The organism is Microbacterium sp. SLBN-111 (genome assembly GCF_049739645.1).
GTDB lineage: Bacteria > Actinomycetota > Actinomycetes > Actinomycetales > Microbacteriaceae > Microbacterium.
In genome coordinates this window covers 1,634,981-1,650,064 of sequence record NZ_JBMGQH010000001.1, presented here as the reverse complement: position 1 = coordinate 1,650,064, position 15,084 = coordinate 1,634,981, and the positions used below count along the sequence as shown (strand labels likewise).

Genomic DNA, 15,084 nt, shown 5'->3' with positions numbered 1-15,084 from the left:
CGAAGGCCCGACCCGGCGAACCGGGTCGGGCTTCGGGTCTCAGGATCCGGTCAGCAGGGCTTGATCTGCAGGAACGAGAGCGCGTCGTTGAACTGGCTGCCGTTGTTGACGAACATCGCCGACGCGTCGACGACGTTCTCCGCCACGAGCTGGTTACCGTCCCACAGCTGCCCGTCGGGGGTGAGATAGGTGTGGAAGCCGACGGTCTTCGATCCCGCTGGGACGATGAACGTATAGTTCAGGGGCTGCGATCCGCTCGTTCGGATGTAGCGCGCCTGGCCGCTGCCGTCCACGAAGCTGATGTTGTCGTAGAACTCGCCGTTCTGCACCGTCACCTCCGCGCTGGCCGAGCTGACGCCACTGGCGACGAGGGTGTTGCCGTTGTAGAGGTCCCCGTTGGGCGTGAGATACACGTGCTGTCCGACGACCGTGGCCCCGGTGGGGACGGACCCGTACGTGGCCGTGACCCCGTCGCTGCGCCAGAACTTCGCGACGCCATTCTCGACGTACGTGACGTTATCGAGAAGATTGCCGTTCTGAACCGTGTAGCGACCGCTGGCGGACGACACGTTGGAGGCGATCAGCGTGTTCCCGTTCCAGAGCTGCCCGCCCGGGGTCAAGTAGAGGTGATCCCCCACGGTGACGGCGCCCGCAGGGACGGAACCGAACGTCAGAGTACCGGTTCCGCTGCTCCAGAACTTCGCGACCCCGCCCTGCATGTAACTGACGCGATCGTCCAGGGATCCGTTCGTGTTCGCGAACTGCGCGCTCGCCGACGTGACACCGGAAGCGACGAGGTTGTTGGCATCCCACAACTGGCCATCGGGCGTGAGATAGGTGTGGAAGCCGACGACCTTCGACCCATCGGGGAGCGTGCCCCACGTCGACGTCGACCCTCCATTGGTCCAGTACTGCGACAGCAGCTGCTGCCCCGTGACGGTGACCGACTCGACGTCGCTCAGCGAACCGCTGGTCGCCGTCAGGTTGAACGTGCCGTTCTTCGCGGGAGCGACGATCCCCGTCACGCTCGCCCGTCCGCTGGCGTCGGTGACGAACGCCTTCGGTGCGGTCGTGCCGTCCGACCAGGTCAGCCCCTCGGGCAGGGTGATGAGCACGGACTGTCCGGCGATCGGCGATCCGTCGGCGGCGGTCAGAGACACAGTGACCGGGCTCAGCGTCCCGCACGCCGTGACGGAGTACGGCCCGTCGAGGAACTCGAGCTGCGCCCCGGTCGGTGCTGACGCGGACGCTGCGGGCGCCGCGACGGCGAGAGCGATCACGGGTACGGACCACGCTGCCCCCGTGACGATGGTGCGGCGGGGGATGCCCCGTCGCTCTTGCGTGGTGCCTTCTTCGTCCTGCATTCCGATCCTTCCGTTTACCGCCGCACTGTGCCGCCGGGTGGGATGAGCCTCGCGAATTCCGCGCGTGTGAAATCGCGATTCGGGAAGACATGCGACAAAGTTGTCTTCCAGCGGGTCACGTTTATCCCCCTCGGCCCCGCATCCCCGCGTCGCCCATTAGACGAATAGAGGCGGGCTCGCCACGCACCCGCGAACATGGACGTGCGGAAGGCTGAAAATCGATGACGACAATGGGCGAAGAATCCGCGGAGAATTGCGAGGAGTTCGGCTGGCAGCCGCGCGGTGACATCGATCCGACCTTGGTGGCAGAGACGACGGCCGGAACGAAGCACGGCTACGGTCGGGCCTGGTCGCGCACATCGGCTTACTCGCTCCGCCCCGACGAGCGGTTGCTCTACCTCGTCCACACGGTCGAGGGCGGGTTCGATTTCACCGTCGAGGGCGTGACCGTCCGCACCGAGCCCGGCCAGATGATGGCCTTCGACGGCGGGGCCGCCGTCCAGGCCCAGACGATCGCCGACACCGCTCGCTACGTGTGGTTCTTTCCCGCGACACGCCTGACGCTGGGCCGGTCGCTCTTGACCGCGCACGAGCCGATCGCGCTGGTGAACGCCCCCATGCTGGGGCTGGTATCGATGACGAACGCCCTGTTGAACAATGAGGCCCAGACCTCGCCCTTCGCGCACGAACAGATCGGCTCGGCCATGGAGAACATGCTTCTCGCCGCCCTGGACGAGGAACAGCGCATCACCGAGGAAAGTGCCCTCCACCGCGACGGCCTGTTCACCGTGGCGCAATCGGTGATTCGGTCTCGATTCCCTGACCCCGGATTCGGGGTCTCGGAACTCGCGCGCGAACTGTCGACCAGTCGCAGCCACTTGCACCGAGCCTTCATGTCGATGGGGACGACGCCGCGGAGGGAGATCGAGAGATACCGTCTCGCCGAGGTCGAAAGACAACGCGCGCTCACCCCCGCCCTCAGCGACATCGTGGAAATGGCGGGATTCAGTTCCATGAGGCAGTACCGCCTGGTCCAGGCGCGCAACCGGGGCGCGTTCACGACCACTGACTCGTGAGCGCGGACGCCCGGCGCGTGAAAGGGCGGAGGCGCCCGACACGCCTCCGCCCCGTCCCGCACCCGTCCCGGGTCAGGACTCCCGTGCCATCCGCCGCACGGCCCTCCGCCGTACGAGCACCGGCACCAGCTCGCGGATCACCACGACCAGCACGAGCACGATCGCTTGGGTCAGCAGCTGCAGCGCGTCCGGCCAGCCGACCGACCGCAGGAGCTGGCCCAGTTGCGTGAGGAACAGCGCGGCCACCGCCGTCGCGGCGATCGAGGAGATTCCACCGGTGAGGGCCGTGCCGCCGAGGACGACCGCGGCGACCGTCGGCAGAAGGTACTGGTCGCCGAGGAACAGCGCGGGGGTCTTCGTGTACCCCGCGAGCAGGACGCCGGCAGCGCCGTAGCAGAGGCCCGCGAAGCCGTAGGCCGCGATCTGGTACACCCGCACCCGTACCCCGACGACGGCCGCGGCGGGTTCGCTGACCCCGACCGCGGTGAGACGCCGGCCGATGATCGAGCGCTGCGTGACCACGGCCGCGACGGCGATGACCACGATCGCGATGAGGGCCGTATTCGGGATGCCGAGCGTGCGGGCGAGCGCGAAGCGATTGAGCTCGTCTGCTGCCCCCGAGGGCGTGCCGTTCGCGATCGAGAACACCGTGCCGAGGAGGACGGCGTTCATCCCGAGCGTCGCGACGAGCGGCATGATCCGCAGCCCCGCGACGATCGCGCCGTTGAAGAGCCCGAAGACGCCCGGGAGCACCACCGCGGCGACGACCGCCGGCCACACGCCCCAGCCGTACTGCTGCGGCAGGGCCGTCGCGAGTACCGCGGCGAGCGCGATCATGCCCGGCACCGACAGGTCGAGGCCGCGCTGCTGCACGATGAGCGTCTGCCCGGCGGCGGCGATCGCGAGCACGGACGCGAAGGGGAGCATCGACAGCAGGGGCGCGGCATCCAGGCTCCCCGGCGCGATGACCGGGCTCACGAGGAACAGCGCCGCCGTCGCGACCGTGATCGGCACCCAGCTGCCGGCGAGCGCCCGCCGCCACACGGCTTCGGCGGAGCGGCCGGTCGGCGGAACGGGGAGCGAGGTGGTGGTGGTCTCCGGCGCGGAGCGCGGAGTGTCGATCTGGGTCATGAGGCACCTCCGGGAGAAGCGATGGCGGCGCCCCGCGGGCGACGTCGACGGCGGCCGCCGCCGCGCAGGGCGGCGTAAAGACCGGCCGCGGCGAGCGTGACGAGACCCGGCAGCCAGTACGACCAGGCCTGCGAGAGCCCCAGGAACGGTGAGACGTTGAGGATCTGCTGCACGAGGAACGCCGCCGCGATGACCGCGATGAACGATCCGCGCCCGCCGAAGATGCTCGTTCCCGCCAGGACGACGACGGTGACGGATGCCAGCGTGTACGACAGCGAGGGTCTCCCGTCGCCGATGCCGATCTGGGCCATGAGAATCACGGCCGCGGGGAGCACCAGCAGCGAGCAGAGCACGTAGGAGAGGAACCGCACCCATCCGACGCGGATGCCGAGGCGGGCGGCGGCCGCGTCGTGCGAGCCGACGGCCCGCAACTGCACGCCCCAGCGCGTGCGGCGCAGGGCGATCTCGAGCAGCACGAGCACCACGATGCCCGCGATCGTCGCGATCGGCACCAGTCCCACTCGGGCCTGGATCATCTCGGAGACGCCGGGGAAGATCACCCCGCCGGGCGTGGACCGCAGCAGCAGGTACAGGCCCTGCAGCGCCATGAACATCGCGAGCGTGGCGACGACGGGGCTGATCGCGAACCGGGTCACGAGCAGTCCGTTGATGACGCCCACTCCGATCGCTCCGGCGATCATGAGCGCGAGGCCGACGTAGAGGTTGCCGCCGTCGACGATCCAGAAGGACGACAGCACGACGAGGAACCCCATGAGCGGCCCGACCGACAGGTCGAAACCCGAGCCGAGCACCACGACCTGCTGCGCGGCGCCGACGAACAGCAGCGGCGCGATCATGAACAGCAGGTTGTTGAGGTTGAAGGGCGAGAAGTACGCGCCGTTGGTGGTCGCGACCGCGAGGGCGAGCGCGACGAACACGGCCGCGAGCGCCACGGCGGGAGCGTGGTCGCCCCGCAGCCACGCGCGCAGACGATGACGGCGGGCCGTCGGTCTCTTCGCGGGCCCGCACCGTCGTGGCGGTGAGAGCGGCGCGGGCGATCGCGGTCTCGGTGACCTCGGGTCCGGTGAGCTCCTGCACGACCTCGCCGCGCGAGAGGATCAGCACCCGGTCGCACAGTCCCTCGAGCTCGACACCGTCGGACGAGAGCACGACGACGGCGGCGCCGCCGTCGGCGGCCTCGCGGAGGATCCGGTAGATGTCGACACGGGCTCCGGCGTCCACGCCCTGCGTCGGCTCCTCGGCGAGGAGCACGCGGGGCCGGGCGAGCAGCGTGCGGGCGAGCACGACCTTCTGCTGGTTGCCACCCGACAGCGACGACACCGCGGTGCGCGGGCTCGGCGTCTTGATCGACAGGCGCCCGATCATCTCCTTCGCGCGCGCCATCATCTTCCGGTCACTGACGAAACCGGCGGTGGAGGCCTCGGGGAGGGTGCCGGCCGAGACGTTCTCCGCGACCGACAGCGGCAGGAACACGCCCTCGCGGTGCCGGTCGGCCGGGACGTAGACGACACCGGCCGCCGCCGCTCCCGAGGACCCGCCGCCGACCCGGCGGCCGTCGACGCTCACCTCACCCGTGGATGCCTCGAGTCCGGCGAGGGCGCGGATGAGCGCGGCTTGTCCATTCCCCTGGACGCCCGCGAGACCGACGATCTCGCCGGAGCGGACGGTGAGGGAGACGTCGTGGAAGTGGTCGCCCCGCAGTCCGCGGACCGTCAGCCGGTCGGCATCCTGGATCGTGCCGGCGATGCTGCCCTTCTCGGGGAACACCGCCTCGAGCTTGCGCCCGATGGCGCGTTCGATGATCTGCGCCTCGTCGACCTCGGCGGCGGGGAAGGTCCCGCGCACCTTGCCGTCGCGGAGCACCGTGATGCGGTCGGAGATCTGCTTCACCTCGGGGATCCGGTGCGAGATGTAGACCACCGCCGCGCCGCCCGCGACGACCTCGCGCACGCGGGCGAACAGCTTCTGCACCTCTTCGATACTGAGGTGCTCGGTCGGCTCGTCGAGGATCAGGACGCGCGGGTCGAGGGCGAGCGCTTTCGCGATCTCCACGACGAAGCGCTGCTCGACCGACAGGTCGGAGACACGCGTGCGGGCGTCGATGCCCATGTCCCACGGGGCGAGCCGTTCCGCGGCCCACGCGGCGGCGCGGCCGAGGCCGCCGACGCGGCGGAAGCCGACTCCGACGGCCATGTTCTCGGCGACCGTCAGGTCCGGCAGGAGAGCGGGGTCCTGGCGGACGATACCGAGGCCGAGACGCCGGGCCTCCTCGGGGTCGGCGGAGGCGAGTTCGGTGCCGGCGATCCACACCGAGCCCGCGTCCGCGGCGAGCGCCCCGGACGCGACCGCCATGAGCGTGGACTTCCCCGCCCCGTTCTCGCCCACGAGGGCGTGGACCTCGCCGGCGCGCACGTCCAGGTGCACGTCGGTGAGGGCGCGGACTCCCGGGAAGGTCTTGGTGATGCCGTCCAGGCGCAGCAGGGAGGCGACTCCCGCACCGGCCTCGGTGGGCGCGAGCGCCGTCCCCACGTCGATGTCTGTCATGGCGAATCCGTTCTGTCGGTGTGCATCACTGGGCGAGGTAGCCGCCGTCGATGACGAGCTCGGAGCCGGTGACGAAGCTCGCCTCGTCGCTGGCGAGGAAGACGACGCCGGCGGCGATCTCGTGCGGCTTGCCGGCGCGCCCCATCGGTGTCTGAGAGACCACGTAGTCGTTGACGTCGGGTGCCTGAGCGTCGGTGAGGGGCGTCTCGATGAACCCCGGATGCAGGGAGTTCACGCGCACGTTCTGCGTGGCGTACGTGATCGCGGCGTTCTTGGACATGTTCCGCACCGCGCCCTTGGTCGCGTGGTACGCGTGCGCGCCGCCGACCGCCGCCGAACCCCAGATCGACGAGATGTTGACGATCGAGCCGCCGCCCTGCGTGATCATGTGCGGGATCACCTCGCGCATGCCGAGCCACACGCCGGTCTGGTTGGTGGCGACGACGCTCTGCCAGTCGGCCATGGTGAGTTCGTGGAGCGGGTCGTACGCGATGATCCCGGCGTTGTTGACGAGGACGTCGATGTGGCCGTGCGCGTCGAGCACGTCGCCGATCACGCGGCGCCAGTCCTCCTCGGAGGCGACGTCGAGCGGGGCGTACTGGATGGGCCCGAAGGTGGGGTCCGCGGACGAGCGCGAGGTCGCGACGGTCGTCGCCCCCTCGGCGTGCAGGGCTTCCGCGATGGCGCGGCCGATGCCGCGGCCCGCGCCGGTGACGACGGCGACCTTGCCGGTGAGACGGTTCATGGCTTTCTCCTCCTGGGAGTGGGACGGGGGCCGGGGCCGCGGCACGTCCGGCCGCGACCCCGGCGGGGGATCACTGGAACAGCTGCTTCAGCTGGTCGACCGACAGGCCGGAGGAGAGGATCGCGTCGGCGGGCAGGCTGCTCTCGCACTTGGGCTGCTTCGACGAGTCCGTGGAGTCCTCGATGATCTCGAGGTTGTAGGTGGACGGCTCGTCGTTCGGCAGCCCGTTGGCCGCGGCGAGTGCCTTGTGCAGGGCGACGGTGACGATCCAGTTGCGCGAGGATTCGGTCGCGATCTGGTACGTCGGCTGCGTGTCCTTGTACTCGTACCAGAGGCACGCGAACTCGTTGCTGTCGTTCGCGGACCACACCGGGAACGGCTTGCCGGCGGCCTCGAAGGCACGGATGCCACCGACCGAGCCGCCGCCGTAGTCGGCGACGATGCCGTTGATGTCGCCGTACTTCGTGATGAGACCGGCCACGACCTGCTGCGTCTTGCCCGGCTCCCAGTCGGTGGCGACCGGACCGTCGGTGTTGAGCAGCGTCACCCCGGGGTTCGCCTTGACGGCCTCGAGGACGCCTTCGTAGACGCCCTGCGAGTACGAGTTGCCGGCGATACCGCCGAGCATGACGAGGTTGCCCTTGCCGCCCATGGTCTTGATGGTCCAGTCGGCGAGGTTCTTGCCGTAGGTGGTGATGTCCTCGGACACGAAATCGACGTAGTCCTTGCCGGGCGTCCCGCCGGGCGACCCGACGAAGGGCACGACCTTGACGCCCGCCGCGGTCGCCTTCTGGATGGTGGGGAGCAGCGCCTCACCCCCGTCGACGAACGTGACGATGACGTTCACGCCCTGCGCGACGAGCGAATTGATGTCGCTGATCGCCTTCTGGGTGTCGCCCTGGGCGTCGGTGTAGAGGACCTTCTTGATGTTCGGGCACTTGGCCGCCTCGGCCTCGAAGATGGCCCGGGTGATCTTGCGCCAGGAGTTGCCGCCGAAGCCGTCGGCGAGGGCGACGGTGATGTCCTTGTCGCCGCAGAAGTTCGAGATGTCCTGGATGTCGCCCTGGACGCCGACCGTGCCGGTGGTGACCTGGCTGTCGGTGGCGCCGGTGGTCGCGTCGCCGCCGGAGCCGGCCGAGGACAGCGACCCGGTGGAACAGGCCGAGGTGAGCAGGAGTGCCCCGACGGCGGCGAAGACCGCTGCCGCTCGGAGCGCGGTGCTGTGTCGCATGTGCGTGCCAACTTTCTCGTCATTGAGAGCCGGCCGGAGGGGTGGGTCCCCCGCTGTGGATGCCGGCATGGATGTGGTGGTGTCCAGCAGTCTGCGGCGGCGGGCGGGGGGCTGATCGCGTCACGGTGAGACGCGGGTGACTCATTCTGCGACACCCCGTCGCGACGGCCGGAGGGCGGTTCATCCTGGGGTCACCGGGGCGCTCCGATGCCCCGAACGACCTGGAATCCACGATGAGGAGGATCCGCGAATGGCCGAGAACAGGCCCACCGACCCCCTGGGGGAGATCTACGCCGAGTGGACCGTCGAGTTCACCGCCGCCCCCGACATGTCGCTCCCCGTCCTTCGATGGGTGTTCGAGGACTGGCAGCGCGCGACGGCCGAACCGGAGGACGTGACGTACCGTTCGACGAGCATCGGCGGCGTCCCCGGCATCCTGGTCACTCCGTTGGAGGCCGACCGCGATCGCATCCTGCTCGTGCTGCACGGTGGCGGTTTCGCGCTCGGTTCGTCGGCCAGCCACCGCAAGATGGCCGGACACCTCGCCAAGGCCGCACGCTCGTCCGCGTTCGTCGCCGACTTCCGTCTCGCCCCCGAGCACCCGTACCCCGCGCAGCTGGACGACGCGGATGCCGTGATCGACGCGCTCCTCGCCGACGGCTACGCCGCCGAGGCCATCACGCCGGTCGGCGACAGCGCCGGCGCGAGCATCGCGATCGCGACCGTCCTGCGGCGTCTGCAGCGCGGCGCGGCGCTCCCCGGGCGGGTCGCGACGATCTCGCCGTGGGTCGACATGGAGAACTCGGGCGAGACGATCGAGACCAACGACGCGACCGACTTCCTGATCGCCCGCGAGGGGTTGCAGGGGAACATCGACCGCTACCTCTCCGGCGGCGCCTCTCCCACCGACCCGCTCGTGAACCCGCTGTACGCGGACTTCACCGGGTTCCCGCCGCTGTTCATCACCGCCAGCGACGCCGAGTCCCTGTACGCCGACGCCGTGCGTCTGGCCGAGCGCGCCGCCGGCTTCGGCGTCGACGTGACGTTCGAGACCGTCTCGGGCGAACAGCACGTCTGGCCCCTCCAGGCGGGGCGGCACGCCCCCGCCGACACCTCCATCCGTCGAATCGCCGAATGGGTGCGCACGACCAGCTCGTCGCGCGTCTCGGCATGACCCCCTCCACCGAAAGGACCCCCGCCATGAGCGACACCCCTGCACGCGGTACCGGCGACCGCGACTACGACGCCATCGTCATCGGCGCCGGATTCTCCGGCTTGGCGATGCTGCACCACCTCCGCGAGATCGGCCTCCGCACGATCGCCGTCGACGGCGAGGACGGGATCGGCGGCACCTGGTGGGTGAACCGCTATCCCGGTGTGCGCACCGACAGCGAGTACTCGTACTACTCGTTCTCCTTCTCGAAGGAGGTGCGCGACGAGTGGACCTGGACCGAGCGGTACCCGTCCGGCGAGGAGGTGCTGGCGTACCTCAACTTCGTCGCCGACCGCCTCGACCTCCGCCGCGACATCCGCCTCAACACCCGCGTGGAGTCGGCCGTCTACGACGAGGATGCCAACACCTGGACGGTCCACCTCCAGGGCGGCGACACGCTCACCACGAAGTACCTGGTCAGCGGCATGGGTGTGCTCTCGCAGCCGATCTTCCCGGAGATCCCCGGTATCGAGACGTTCCGCGGTGAGAAGTACCACACCGCCCAATGGCCGCGGGAAGGCGTCGACCTGTCGGGCAAGCGCGTCGGGCTCATCGGCCTCGGCGCCTCCGGCATCCAGATCGTGCCCGTCATCGCCGGGCAGGTGGACGAGTTCTTCGTCTTCCAGCGCACGCCGAACTTCATCGTCGAGACGAACAACGACAAGGTCTCGGAAGAAGACATGGCGTGGCTCCGCGAGAACTACGACCTCGTCTACGAGAAGGCGGCGAACCACCCGTTCGGCGTCGCGATGGAACCCGCCGAGCACAGCGCGCTCGAGGTCTCCGAGGACGAGCGCCGCCGCATCTTCGAGAGCAAGTGGAACGAGGGCGGCTTCCACTTCGCGAACGAGTGCTTCAACGACCTCGCGACGAACCACGAGGCCAGCGAGCTGGCATCCGAGTTCATCCGTACGAAGATCGCCGAGATCGTGAAGGACCCCGAGACCGCGGAGCTGCTGTCGCCACGCACCTACTCGTTCAACGGAAAGCGCGTGCCGACCGGTCACGGCTACTACGCCGCGTTCAACCACGATCACGTCCACCTGATCGACACCGCCGAGACGCCGATCACAGCCATCACGGAGAAGGGCGTGAAGGTCGGCGACACCGAGTACGAGCTCGACGTGCTGATCTTCGCCACCGGCTTCGACGCCATGACCGGCACGCTCACTCACATCGACATCGTGGGCCGCGGAGGTCGCACGCTGCGCGAGAAGTGGGCGGAGGACGGACTCAAGTCGAACCTCGGCATCAATGCGAACGGCTTCCCGAACTTCTTCATGTCGCTCGGGCCGCAGACGCCGTACTCGAACCTCATCGTTCCGATCCAGCTCGGGGCCCAGTGGCTGCAGCGGGCGCTGAAGTGGGCCGAGGAGAACGGCATCGAGTACTTCGAGGCGACGCCCGAATCCGAGGACTGGTGGCGCGAGGAGACCGAGAAGACCGGCCGCCAGACCGTCATGTACACCGAGGGCAAGAAGGCCAAGGCCTGGTTCCTCGGAGAGAACATCCCCGGCAAGCCCGAGGAGTTCCAGGTCTACATGGGCGGCGGGCAGGTGTACCAGCGCTATTGCCGCGAGCTCGAGGAATCCGGCTACGCGTCGCTCCTCCACCGCACGGGCGCCAAGCAGCCCGTCGACGCCTGATCCGACCCCTCCGGCGGGGACGCGCACCGCGCGCGTCCCCGCCGTCACGAAAGGAATCCCCATGGCACGACTGCAGGGCAAGCGCGCGGTGATCACCGGCGCCGCCTCCGGAATGGGCCGCGCGACGGCCGAGCTCTTCGCCGCGGAGGGGGCGCGTGTCGCGCTCCTGGATGCGCAGCCCGAGGCCGGCGAGGCGGTGGCCGCCGGCATCCGGGAATCGGGGGGCGAGGCGCTGTTCACGCGCGCCGACGTGACGGACGAGTCCGACGTGCGCGCCGCGGTCGACGGTGCCGCCGCGGCGTTCGGCGGACTCGACGTGCTGATCAACTGCGCCGGGATCATCGGCGTCGACAAGCCCACGCACGAGGTCACGGAGCGGGAGTGGGATGCCGTGTTCGCGGTCGACGTGAAGGGCGTCTTCTTCGCGACCAAGGCCGCCGTCCCGCACTTCCTCGAGGCGGGGAAGGGCGCGATCGTCAACTTCTCCTCGATCTACGGGATCCTCGGCAACGACGAATTCACGCCGTACCACGTCGCCAAGGGCGCCGTGAACATGCAGACGAAACAGGATGCCGCCAGCTACGGCCGGCATCGGATCCGCGTCAACGCGGTGAACCCGTCGACCGTGCTCACCCCGCTCGTCGAGGGCATCGCCGCCGAGTACCCCGGCGGGATGCCGGCGTACGAGGAGATGATGACCGCACACCAGTCGATCCGCCGACTCGGCCGCCCGATCGACGTCGCCTACGCGGTGCTGTTCCTGGCCTCCGACGAAGCGGACTGGATTACCGGCGTGACGCTGCCGGTCGACGGCGGGTACACCGCCCGATGAGCGCCGAGATCGTGGTCTACGGGAAGCAGGAGTGCGTCGACACGCTCCGCACCCGCGCGCTGCTGCGAGACGTAGGCGCGGAGTACACGTTCGTCGACGTCGAGGCGTCGGCGGAGGACGCCGCCCGCGCCGCCGAGATCGGCGGCAGCACGAAGGTGCCGGTGGTCGTGCTCCCCGACGGCGCCGTCCTCGTCGAGCCGTCCGACGACGAGGTCCGCGCCGCGCTCGCGGCGAGCTGACCCAGCACCGGGGCGCCGGGTCAGAACACGTACTCCATCAGCTCCACTCCGAGCACGCGGAAGGCGTCGTGCGCGCGCAGCCGGTGAGCGATCGAGAGGTCGTCGAAGTTCACGATCATCGCGAACGCGACGCCGGCGCGCGGGCCCCCGAGCACGCCCGCTTCGGCGCGCACGCCGTTCGAGCGTCCCGTCTTGTTGACGAACAGCAGGCCGTGCTCGTCGTTCTCGTGCGAGAACGGATCCAGACCGGTGGCGGATGCCACGAGCGACAGGTCGTGGTTGAGACTCAGCCATTCCGCGACCTGGGCGCTGACCCCCGGCGACACCACCGTCGAGTTCACCAGCCCCGCGAACACCGCCGCCATCTCGCGCGCGGTGGACAGCGCGACGTGCGGCGCGTCGTCGGGGCCGCGGTCGTCGCGGAACCGGTCGAGCAGCGCCGTGCGGCGCAGCCCGAGCTCCTCGATACGGGCCCGGACCGCGGGCAGCCCGACGCGCTGCAGCAGGGCGTTGGCGGCGAGCGCGTCCCCCGCCGAGGCGGCGAGCACCGCGACGTCGGCCAGAGGCAGCGCGGGAGCCTTCAGGTGCTGCCACACTCCCCCGCCCGAGGCGGAGTCGACGGTCGCGCGATCGACGATCTCGAGCGCGTCGACGCGGCCCGCCTCGATGGCCGCGGCCACCTCGACGAGCAGCGGCACGACCCCGAGGCCGGCGACCGGCAGCGTGAGGAAGTCGTCGCCCTCGAGCACCGCGGAGCCGCCGTCGAGGTCGTCGATGCGCACCGACACCTTCGCTCCGGATGCCGCGAGTTCGTCGAGCGCCCGGAGCGTCGCCGTGAACGACCGCCGCCCGGCGGCCGCCCGCCGGGGCAGCCGCCGCGGGCCCTTGCGCGCCGACCCGCGGAGGGCCGGGGCGTCGCGTCGCGACGACTCCACGGGCCCTCCGGCGGGTTCGGGTGAGGCGGGCTCGGGAACCGGTGGCATGCCCACGAGCGTGGCTCCTTCCGGGTCAGGAGAGCAACAAACGCAACCTCACCAAATGGTGACGCGCTGGTCCTCGGCGAGCCACAGGGCGTCGCCCTCGGTCACGTCGAACGCGTCGTAGAACGCGTCGATGTTGCGGACGATCTGGTTGCAGCGGAATTCGTTGGGCGAGTGCGGGTCGATCGTGAGGAGCCGGATGGTCTCGGCATCCCGACCCTTCTGCTGCCAGATCTGCGCCCAGCTGAGCAGGAGCCTCTGGATGCCGCTGTATCCGTCGATCACGGGACCGTCGGCCGGCTCGTCCTCGCCGAGCGACAGCCGGTAGGCGCGGATCGCGATACCGAGGCCGCCGAGGTCGCCGATGTTCTCGCCGATCGTGAGCGCGCCGTTGACGTGGTGCTCTGCGCTGAGGCCCTCGGGCACGAGTTCCTCGTACTGGGCGATGAGGGCCTTCGTGCGTTCCTCGAACGCCGAGCGGTCGGCATCCGTCCACCAGTCGCGCAGCGACCCGTCGCCGTCGAAGCGGCTGCCCTGGTCGTCGAACCCGTGGCCGATCTCGTGCCCGATCACGGCGCCGATGCCGCCGTAGTTCGCGGCGGCGTCGCGCTCGGCGTCGAAGAACGGGTACTGCAGGATCGCGGCGGGGAACACGATCTCGTTCATCAGCGGGTTGTAGTACGCGTTGACGGTCTGCGGGGTCATGTACCACTCGTCGCGGTCGATCGGCTGGCCGACCTTCGCGAGCTGGCGGTCGTGCTCCCAGACGTGGGCGCGGCGGACGTTCCCGACGAGGTCGGCGGCGTCGATCTCGAGCGCGGAGTAGTCCTTCCACTTCACGGGGTAGCCGATCTTCGGCGTGAACGCGTCGAGCTTCGCGAGCGCGCGCTCACGCGTCTCGGGCGTCATCCACTCGAGGGATTCGATGGACTCGCGGTACGCCTCGATGAGGTTCGCGACGAGCACGTCCATGGCATCCTTCGCCGCGGGCGGGAAGTGCCGCTCGACGTACACCTTGCCGATTGCCTCACCGAGGGCGGCCTCGACGAGGCTCACCCCGCGCTTCCACCGCTCGCGGTTGACGGGGACGCCGGTGAGCTGCGTGCCGTAGAACGCGAAGTTCTCGGCCACGAACTCCTCCGACAGGAACGCCGCGGAGGAGTGCACGATCGCGAACCGCAGCCACGCCTTCCAGTCCTCGAGACGCTCCTCGACGAGCAGCGTCGCGAGCGACTCGACGAAGCTCGGCTGGTACACGACGACCTCGGCGAAAGCGTCTTCGTGTCCGGGCGCGACACCGGCGCGCCACGGCGCGAGGTCGAGACCGGCGAGACCGACCATCTCGTCCCACGTGCGGAGGTTGTAGGTCTTCACCGCGTCGCGGCTGTCCTCACGCGACCAGTGGTGCGTGGCGAGGTCGGTCTCGAGCGCGAACACCCGATCGGCGGATGCCGCGGCCTCGGCGACCCCGGCGAGCTCGAGGATGCGCTCGATGTGCGCCCGGTAGGCGGTGCGGGTCTCGGCGAAGTTCTCGAGCCGGTAGTAGCTCTCGTCGGGGAGCGACAGGCCGCCCTGGTAGATCACGGGGACGTACCGGGTCGGGTCGCCCGGGTCGGGCTCGACGAACAGGGTGAGCAGGCCGCTCACGCCGTCGCGCTCGAACTCGCCGACGAGCCGGAGGAATCCGGGCACGTCGGTGACGGCATCCACGCGCGCGAGCTGGTCGCCGAGCGGCGTCGCTCCCGCCTCCTCGATGCGGGCGGTGTCCATGAAGCTCGCGAACAGGTCGCCGATCTTGCGGGCTTCGCTGCCCGGCTCGGCCTGCTGCGACTCCTCCACGATGGTGCGGACGTCCTTCTCGGCCTGCTCGGCGATGAGATGGAAGCTGCCCCATCGAGCTTTGTCTTCGGGGATCTCGGTGCGCTCCAGCCAGCGGCCGTTGACGTGCCGGAACAGGTCGTCCTGCGGGCGGATCTCATCGCTGAGCTCTTCGAGCGCAAGACCTGCGTGGGGGGTCTGGGTCATGGACACAGGATAAATCCCTCCGCTCCACGCGGGCTCA

General features: G+C 69.7%; 12 protein-coding genes and 1 pseudogene. 5 read left to right on the top strand and 8 right to left on the bottom strand.

All coding sequences use genetic code 11. The features are described from left to right. Window positions 1-50: 50 nt before the first annotated feature. Window positions 51-1,364, bottom strand: a complete 1,314-nt coding sequence (locus RKD05_RS07765; RefSeq protein WP_424709167.1) for a hypothetical protein — start codon at window positions 1,362-1,364, stop codon at window positions 51-53. A 443-nt stretch (window positions 1,365-1,807) separates the two neighbouring features. On the opposite strand from RKD05_RS07765, the gene RKD05_RS07760 reads away from it, so the two are divergent. Further along, window positions 1,808-2,440 (top strand): hypothetical protein, encoded by a 633-nt coding sequence (locus RKD05_RS07760; RefSeq protein WP_424709166.1) that lies wholly within the window; start codon window positions 1,808-1,810, stop codon window positions 2,438-2,440. A gap of 72 nt (window positions 2,441-2,512) precedes the next feature. Here RKD05_RS07760 and RKD05_RS07755 read toward each other — a convergent pair whose 3' ends face one another. The 5 genes and pseudogenes from RKD05_RS07755 to RKD05_RS07735 all read right to left on the bottom strand — a co-directional run bounded on the left by RKD05_RS07755 (window position 2,513) and on the right by RKD05_RS07735 (window position 8,112). Next, window positions 2,513-3,571, bottom strand: a complete 1,059-nt coding sequence (locus RKD05_RS07755) for an ABC transporter permease (protein ID WP_424711794.1) — start codon at window positions 3,569-3,571, stop codon at window positions 2,513-2,515. Beyond that, window positions 3,568-4,524 (bottom strand): ABC transporter permease, encoded by a 957-nt coding sequence (locus RKD05_RS07750; RefSeq protein WP_424711792.1) that lies wholly within the window; start codon window positions 4,522-4,524, stop codon window positions 3,568-3,570. Before RKD05_RS07750 ends, RKD05_RS07755 begins: the two co-directional genes overlap by 4 nt. A 352-nt stretch (window positions 4,525-4,876) precedes the next feature. Continuing rightward, window positions 4,877-6,136, bottom strand: a pseudogene (locus RKD05_RS07745) (sugar ABC transporter ATP-binding protein); the annotation flags it as partial. A 25-nt stretch (window positions 6,137-6,161) separates the two neighbouring features. After that, window positions 6,162-6,881: an SDR family NAD(P)-dependent oxidoreductase gene (locus RKD05_RS07740; protein WP_424709164.1), complete on the bottom strand. Its 720-nt coding sequence runs from the start codon at window positions 6,879-6,881 to the stop codon at window positions 6,162-6,164. 70 nt (window positions 6,882-6,951) lie between these two features. Continuing rightward, on the bottom strand, window positions 6,952-8,112 hold the full coding sequence (locus RKD05_RS07735; RefSeq protein ID WP_022878156.1) for an ABC transporter substrate-binding protein: 1,161 nt from the start codon (window positions 8,110-8,112) through the stop codon (window positions 6,952-6,954). A 250-nt stretch (window positions 8,113-8,362) separates the two neighbouring features. On the opposite strand from RKD05_RS07735, the gene RKD05_RS07730 reads away from it, so the two are divergent. The 4 genes from RKD05_RS07730 (at window position 8,363) to RKD05_RS07715 (ending at window position 12,042) form a co-directional block, all read left to right on the top strand. Further along, window positions 8,363-9,286 (top strand): alpha/beta hydrolase fold domain-containing protein, encoded by a 924-nt coding sequence (locus tag RKD05_RS07730; RefSeq protein ID WP_424709162.1) that lies wholly within the window; start codon window positions 8,363-8,365, stop codon window positions 9,284-9,286. 26 nt (window positions 9,287-9,312) lie between these two features. Next, window positions 9,313-10,971, top strand: coding sequence for a flavin-containing monooxygenase (locus tag RKD05_RS07725; RefSeq protein WP_424709161.1), 1,659 nt, complete (start codon window positions 9,313-9,315; stop codon window positions 10,969-10,971). Between the two features lie 61 nt (window positions 10,972-11,032). Beyond that, the gene (locus RKD05_RS07720) at window positions 11,033-11,803 is read left to right on the top strand and encodes an SDR family NAD(P)-dependent oxidoreductase (protein ID WP_424709159.1); all 771 of its coding nucleotides are present in this window, start codon (window positions 11,033-11,035) and stop codon (window positions 11,801-11,803) included. Next, the gene (locus tag RKD05_RS07715) at window positions 11,800-12,042 is read left to right on the top strand and encodes a glutaredoxin family protein (protein ID WP_424709158.1); all 243 of its coding nucleotides are present in this window, start codon (window positions 11,800-11,802) and stop codon (window positions 12,040-12,042) included. The genes RKD05_RS07720 and RKD05_RS07715 overlap by 4 nt, the downstream gene beginning before the upstream one ends. Window positions 12,043-12,062: 20 nt before the next feature. On the opposite strand, the gene RKD05_RS07710 is transcribed toward RKD05_RS07715, so the two are convergent. Further along, window positions 12,063-13,025: a serine hydrolase gene (locus RKD05_RS07710; protein ID WP_424709157.1), complete on the bottom strand. Its 963-nt coding sequence runs from the start codon at window positions 13,023-13,025 to the stop codon at window positions 12,063-12,065. A gap of 48 nt (window positions 13,026-13,073) precedes the next feature. After that, window positions 13,074-15,047, bottom strand: coding sequence for a M13 family metallopeptidase (locus RKD05_RS07705; RefSeq protein WP_424709155.1), 1,974 nt, complete (start codon window positions 15,045-15,047; stop codon window positions 13,074-13,076). Window positions 15,048-15,084 lie beyond the last annotated feature (37 nt).

Bases quoted from the DNA above. Each gene is read 5' to 3' on its own strand.
- RKD05_RS07765 (WP_424709167.1), bottom strand. From the start codon at position 1,364: ATGCAGGACGAAGAAGGCACCACGCAAGAGCGACGGGGCATCCCCCGC.
- RKD05_RS07755 (WP_424711794.1), bottom strand. From the start codon at position 3,571: ATGACCCAGATCGACACTCCGCGCTCCGCGCCGGAGACCACCACCACC.
- RKD05_RS07740 (WP_424709164.1), bottom strand. From the start codon at position 6,881: ATGAACCGTCTCACCGGCAAGGTCGCCGTCGTCACCGGCGCGGGCCGC.
- RKD05_RS07735 (WP_022878156.1), bottom strand. From the start codon at position 8,112: ATGCGACACAGCACCGCGCTCCGAGCGGCAGCGGTCTTCGCCGCCGTC.
- RKD05_RS07730 (WP_424709162.1), top strand. From the start codon at position 8,363: ATGGCCGAGAACAGGCCCACCGACCCCCTGGGGGAGATCTACGCCGAG.
- RKD05_RS07725 (WP_424709161.1), top strand. From the start codon at position 9,313: ATGAGCGACACCCCTGCACGCGGTACCGGCGACCGCGACTACGACGCC.
- RKD05_RS07720 (WP_424709159.1), top strand. From the start codon at position 11,033: ATGGCACGACTGCAGGGCAAGCGCGCGGTGATCACCGGCGCCGCCTCC.
- RKD05_RS07715 (WP_424709158.1), top strand. From the start codon at position 11,800: ATGAGCGCCGAGATCGTGGTCTACGGGAAGCAGGAGTGCGTCGACACG.
- RKD05_RS07710 (WP_424709157.1), bottom strand. From the start codon at position 13,025: ATGCCACCGGTTCCCGAGCCCGCCTCACCCGAACCCGCCGGAGGGCCC.
- RKD05_RS07705 (WP_424709155.1), bottom strand. From the start codon at position 15,047: ATGACCCAGACCCCCCACGCAGGTCTTGCGCTCGAAGAGCTCAGCGAT.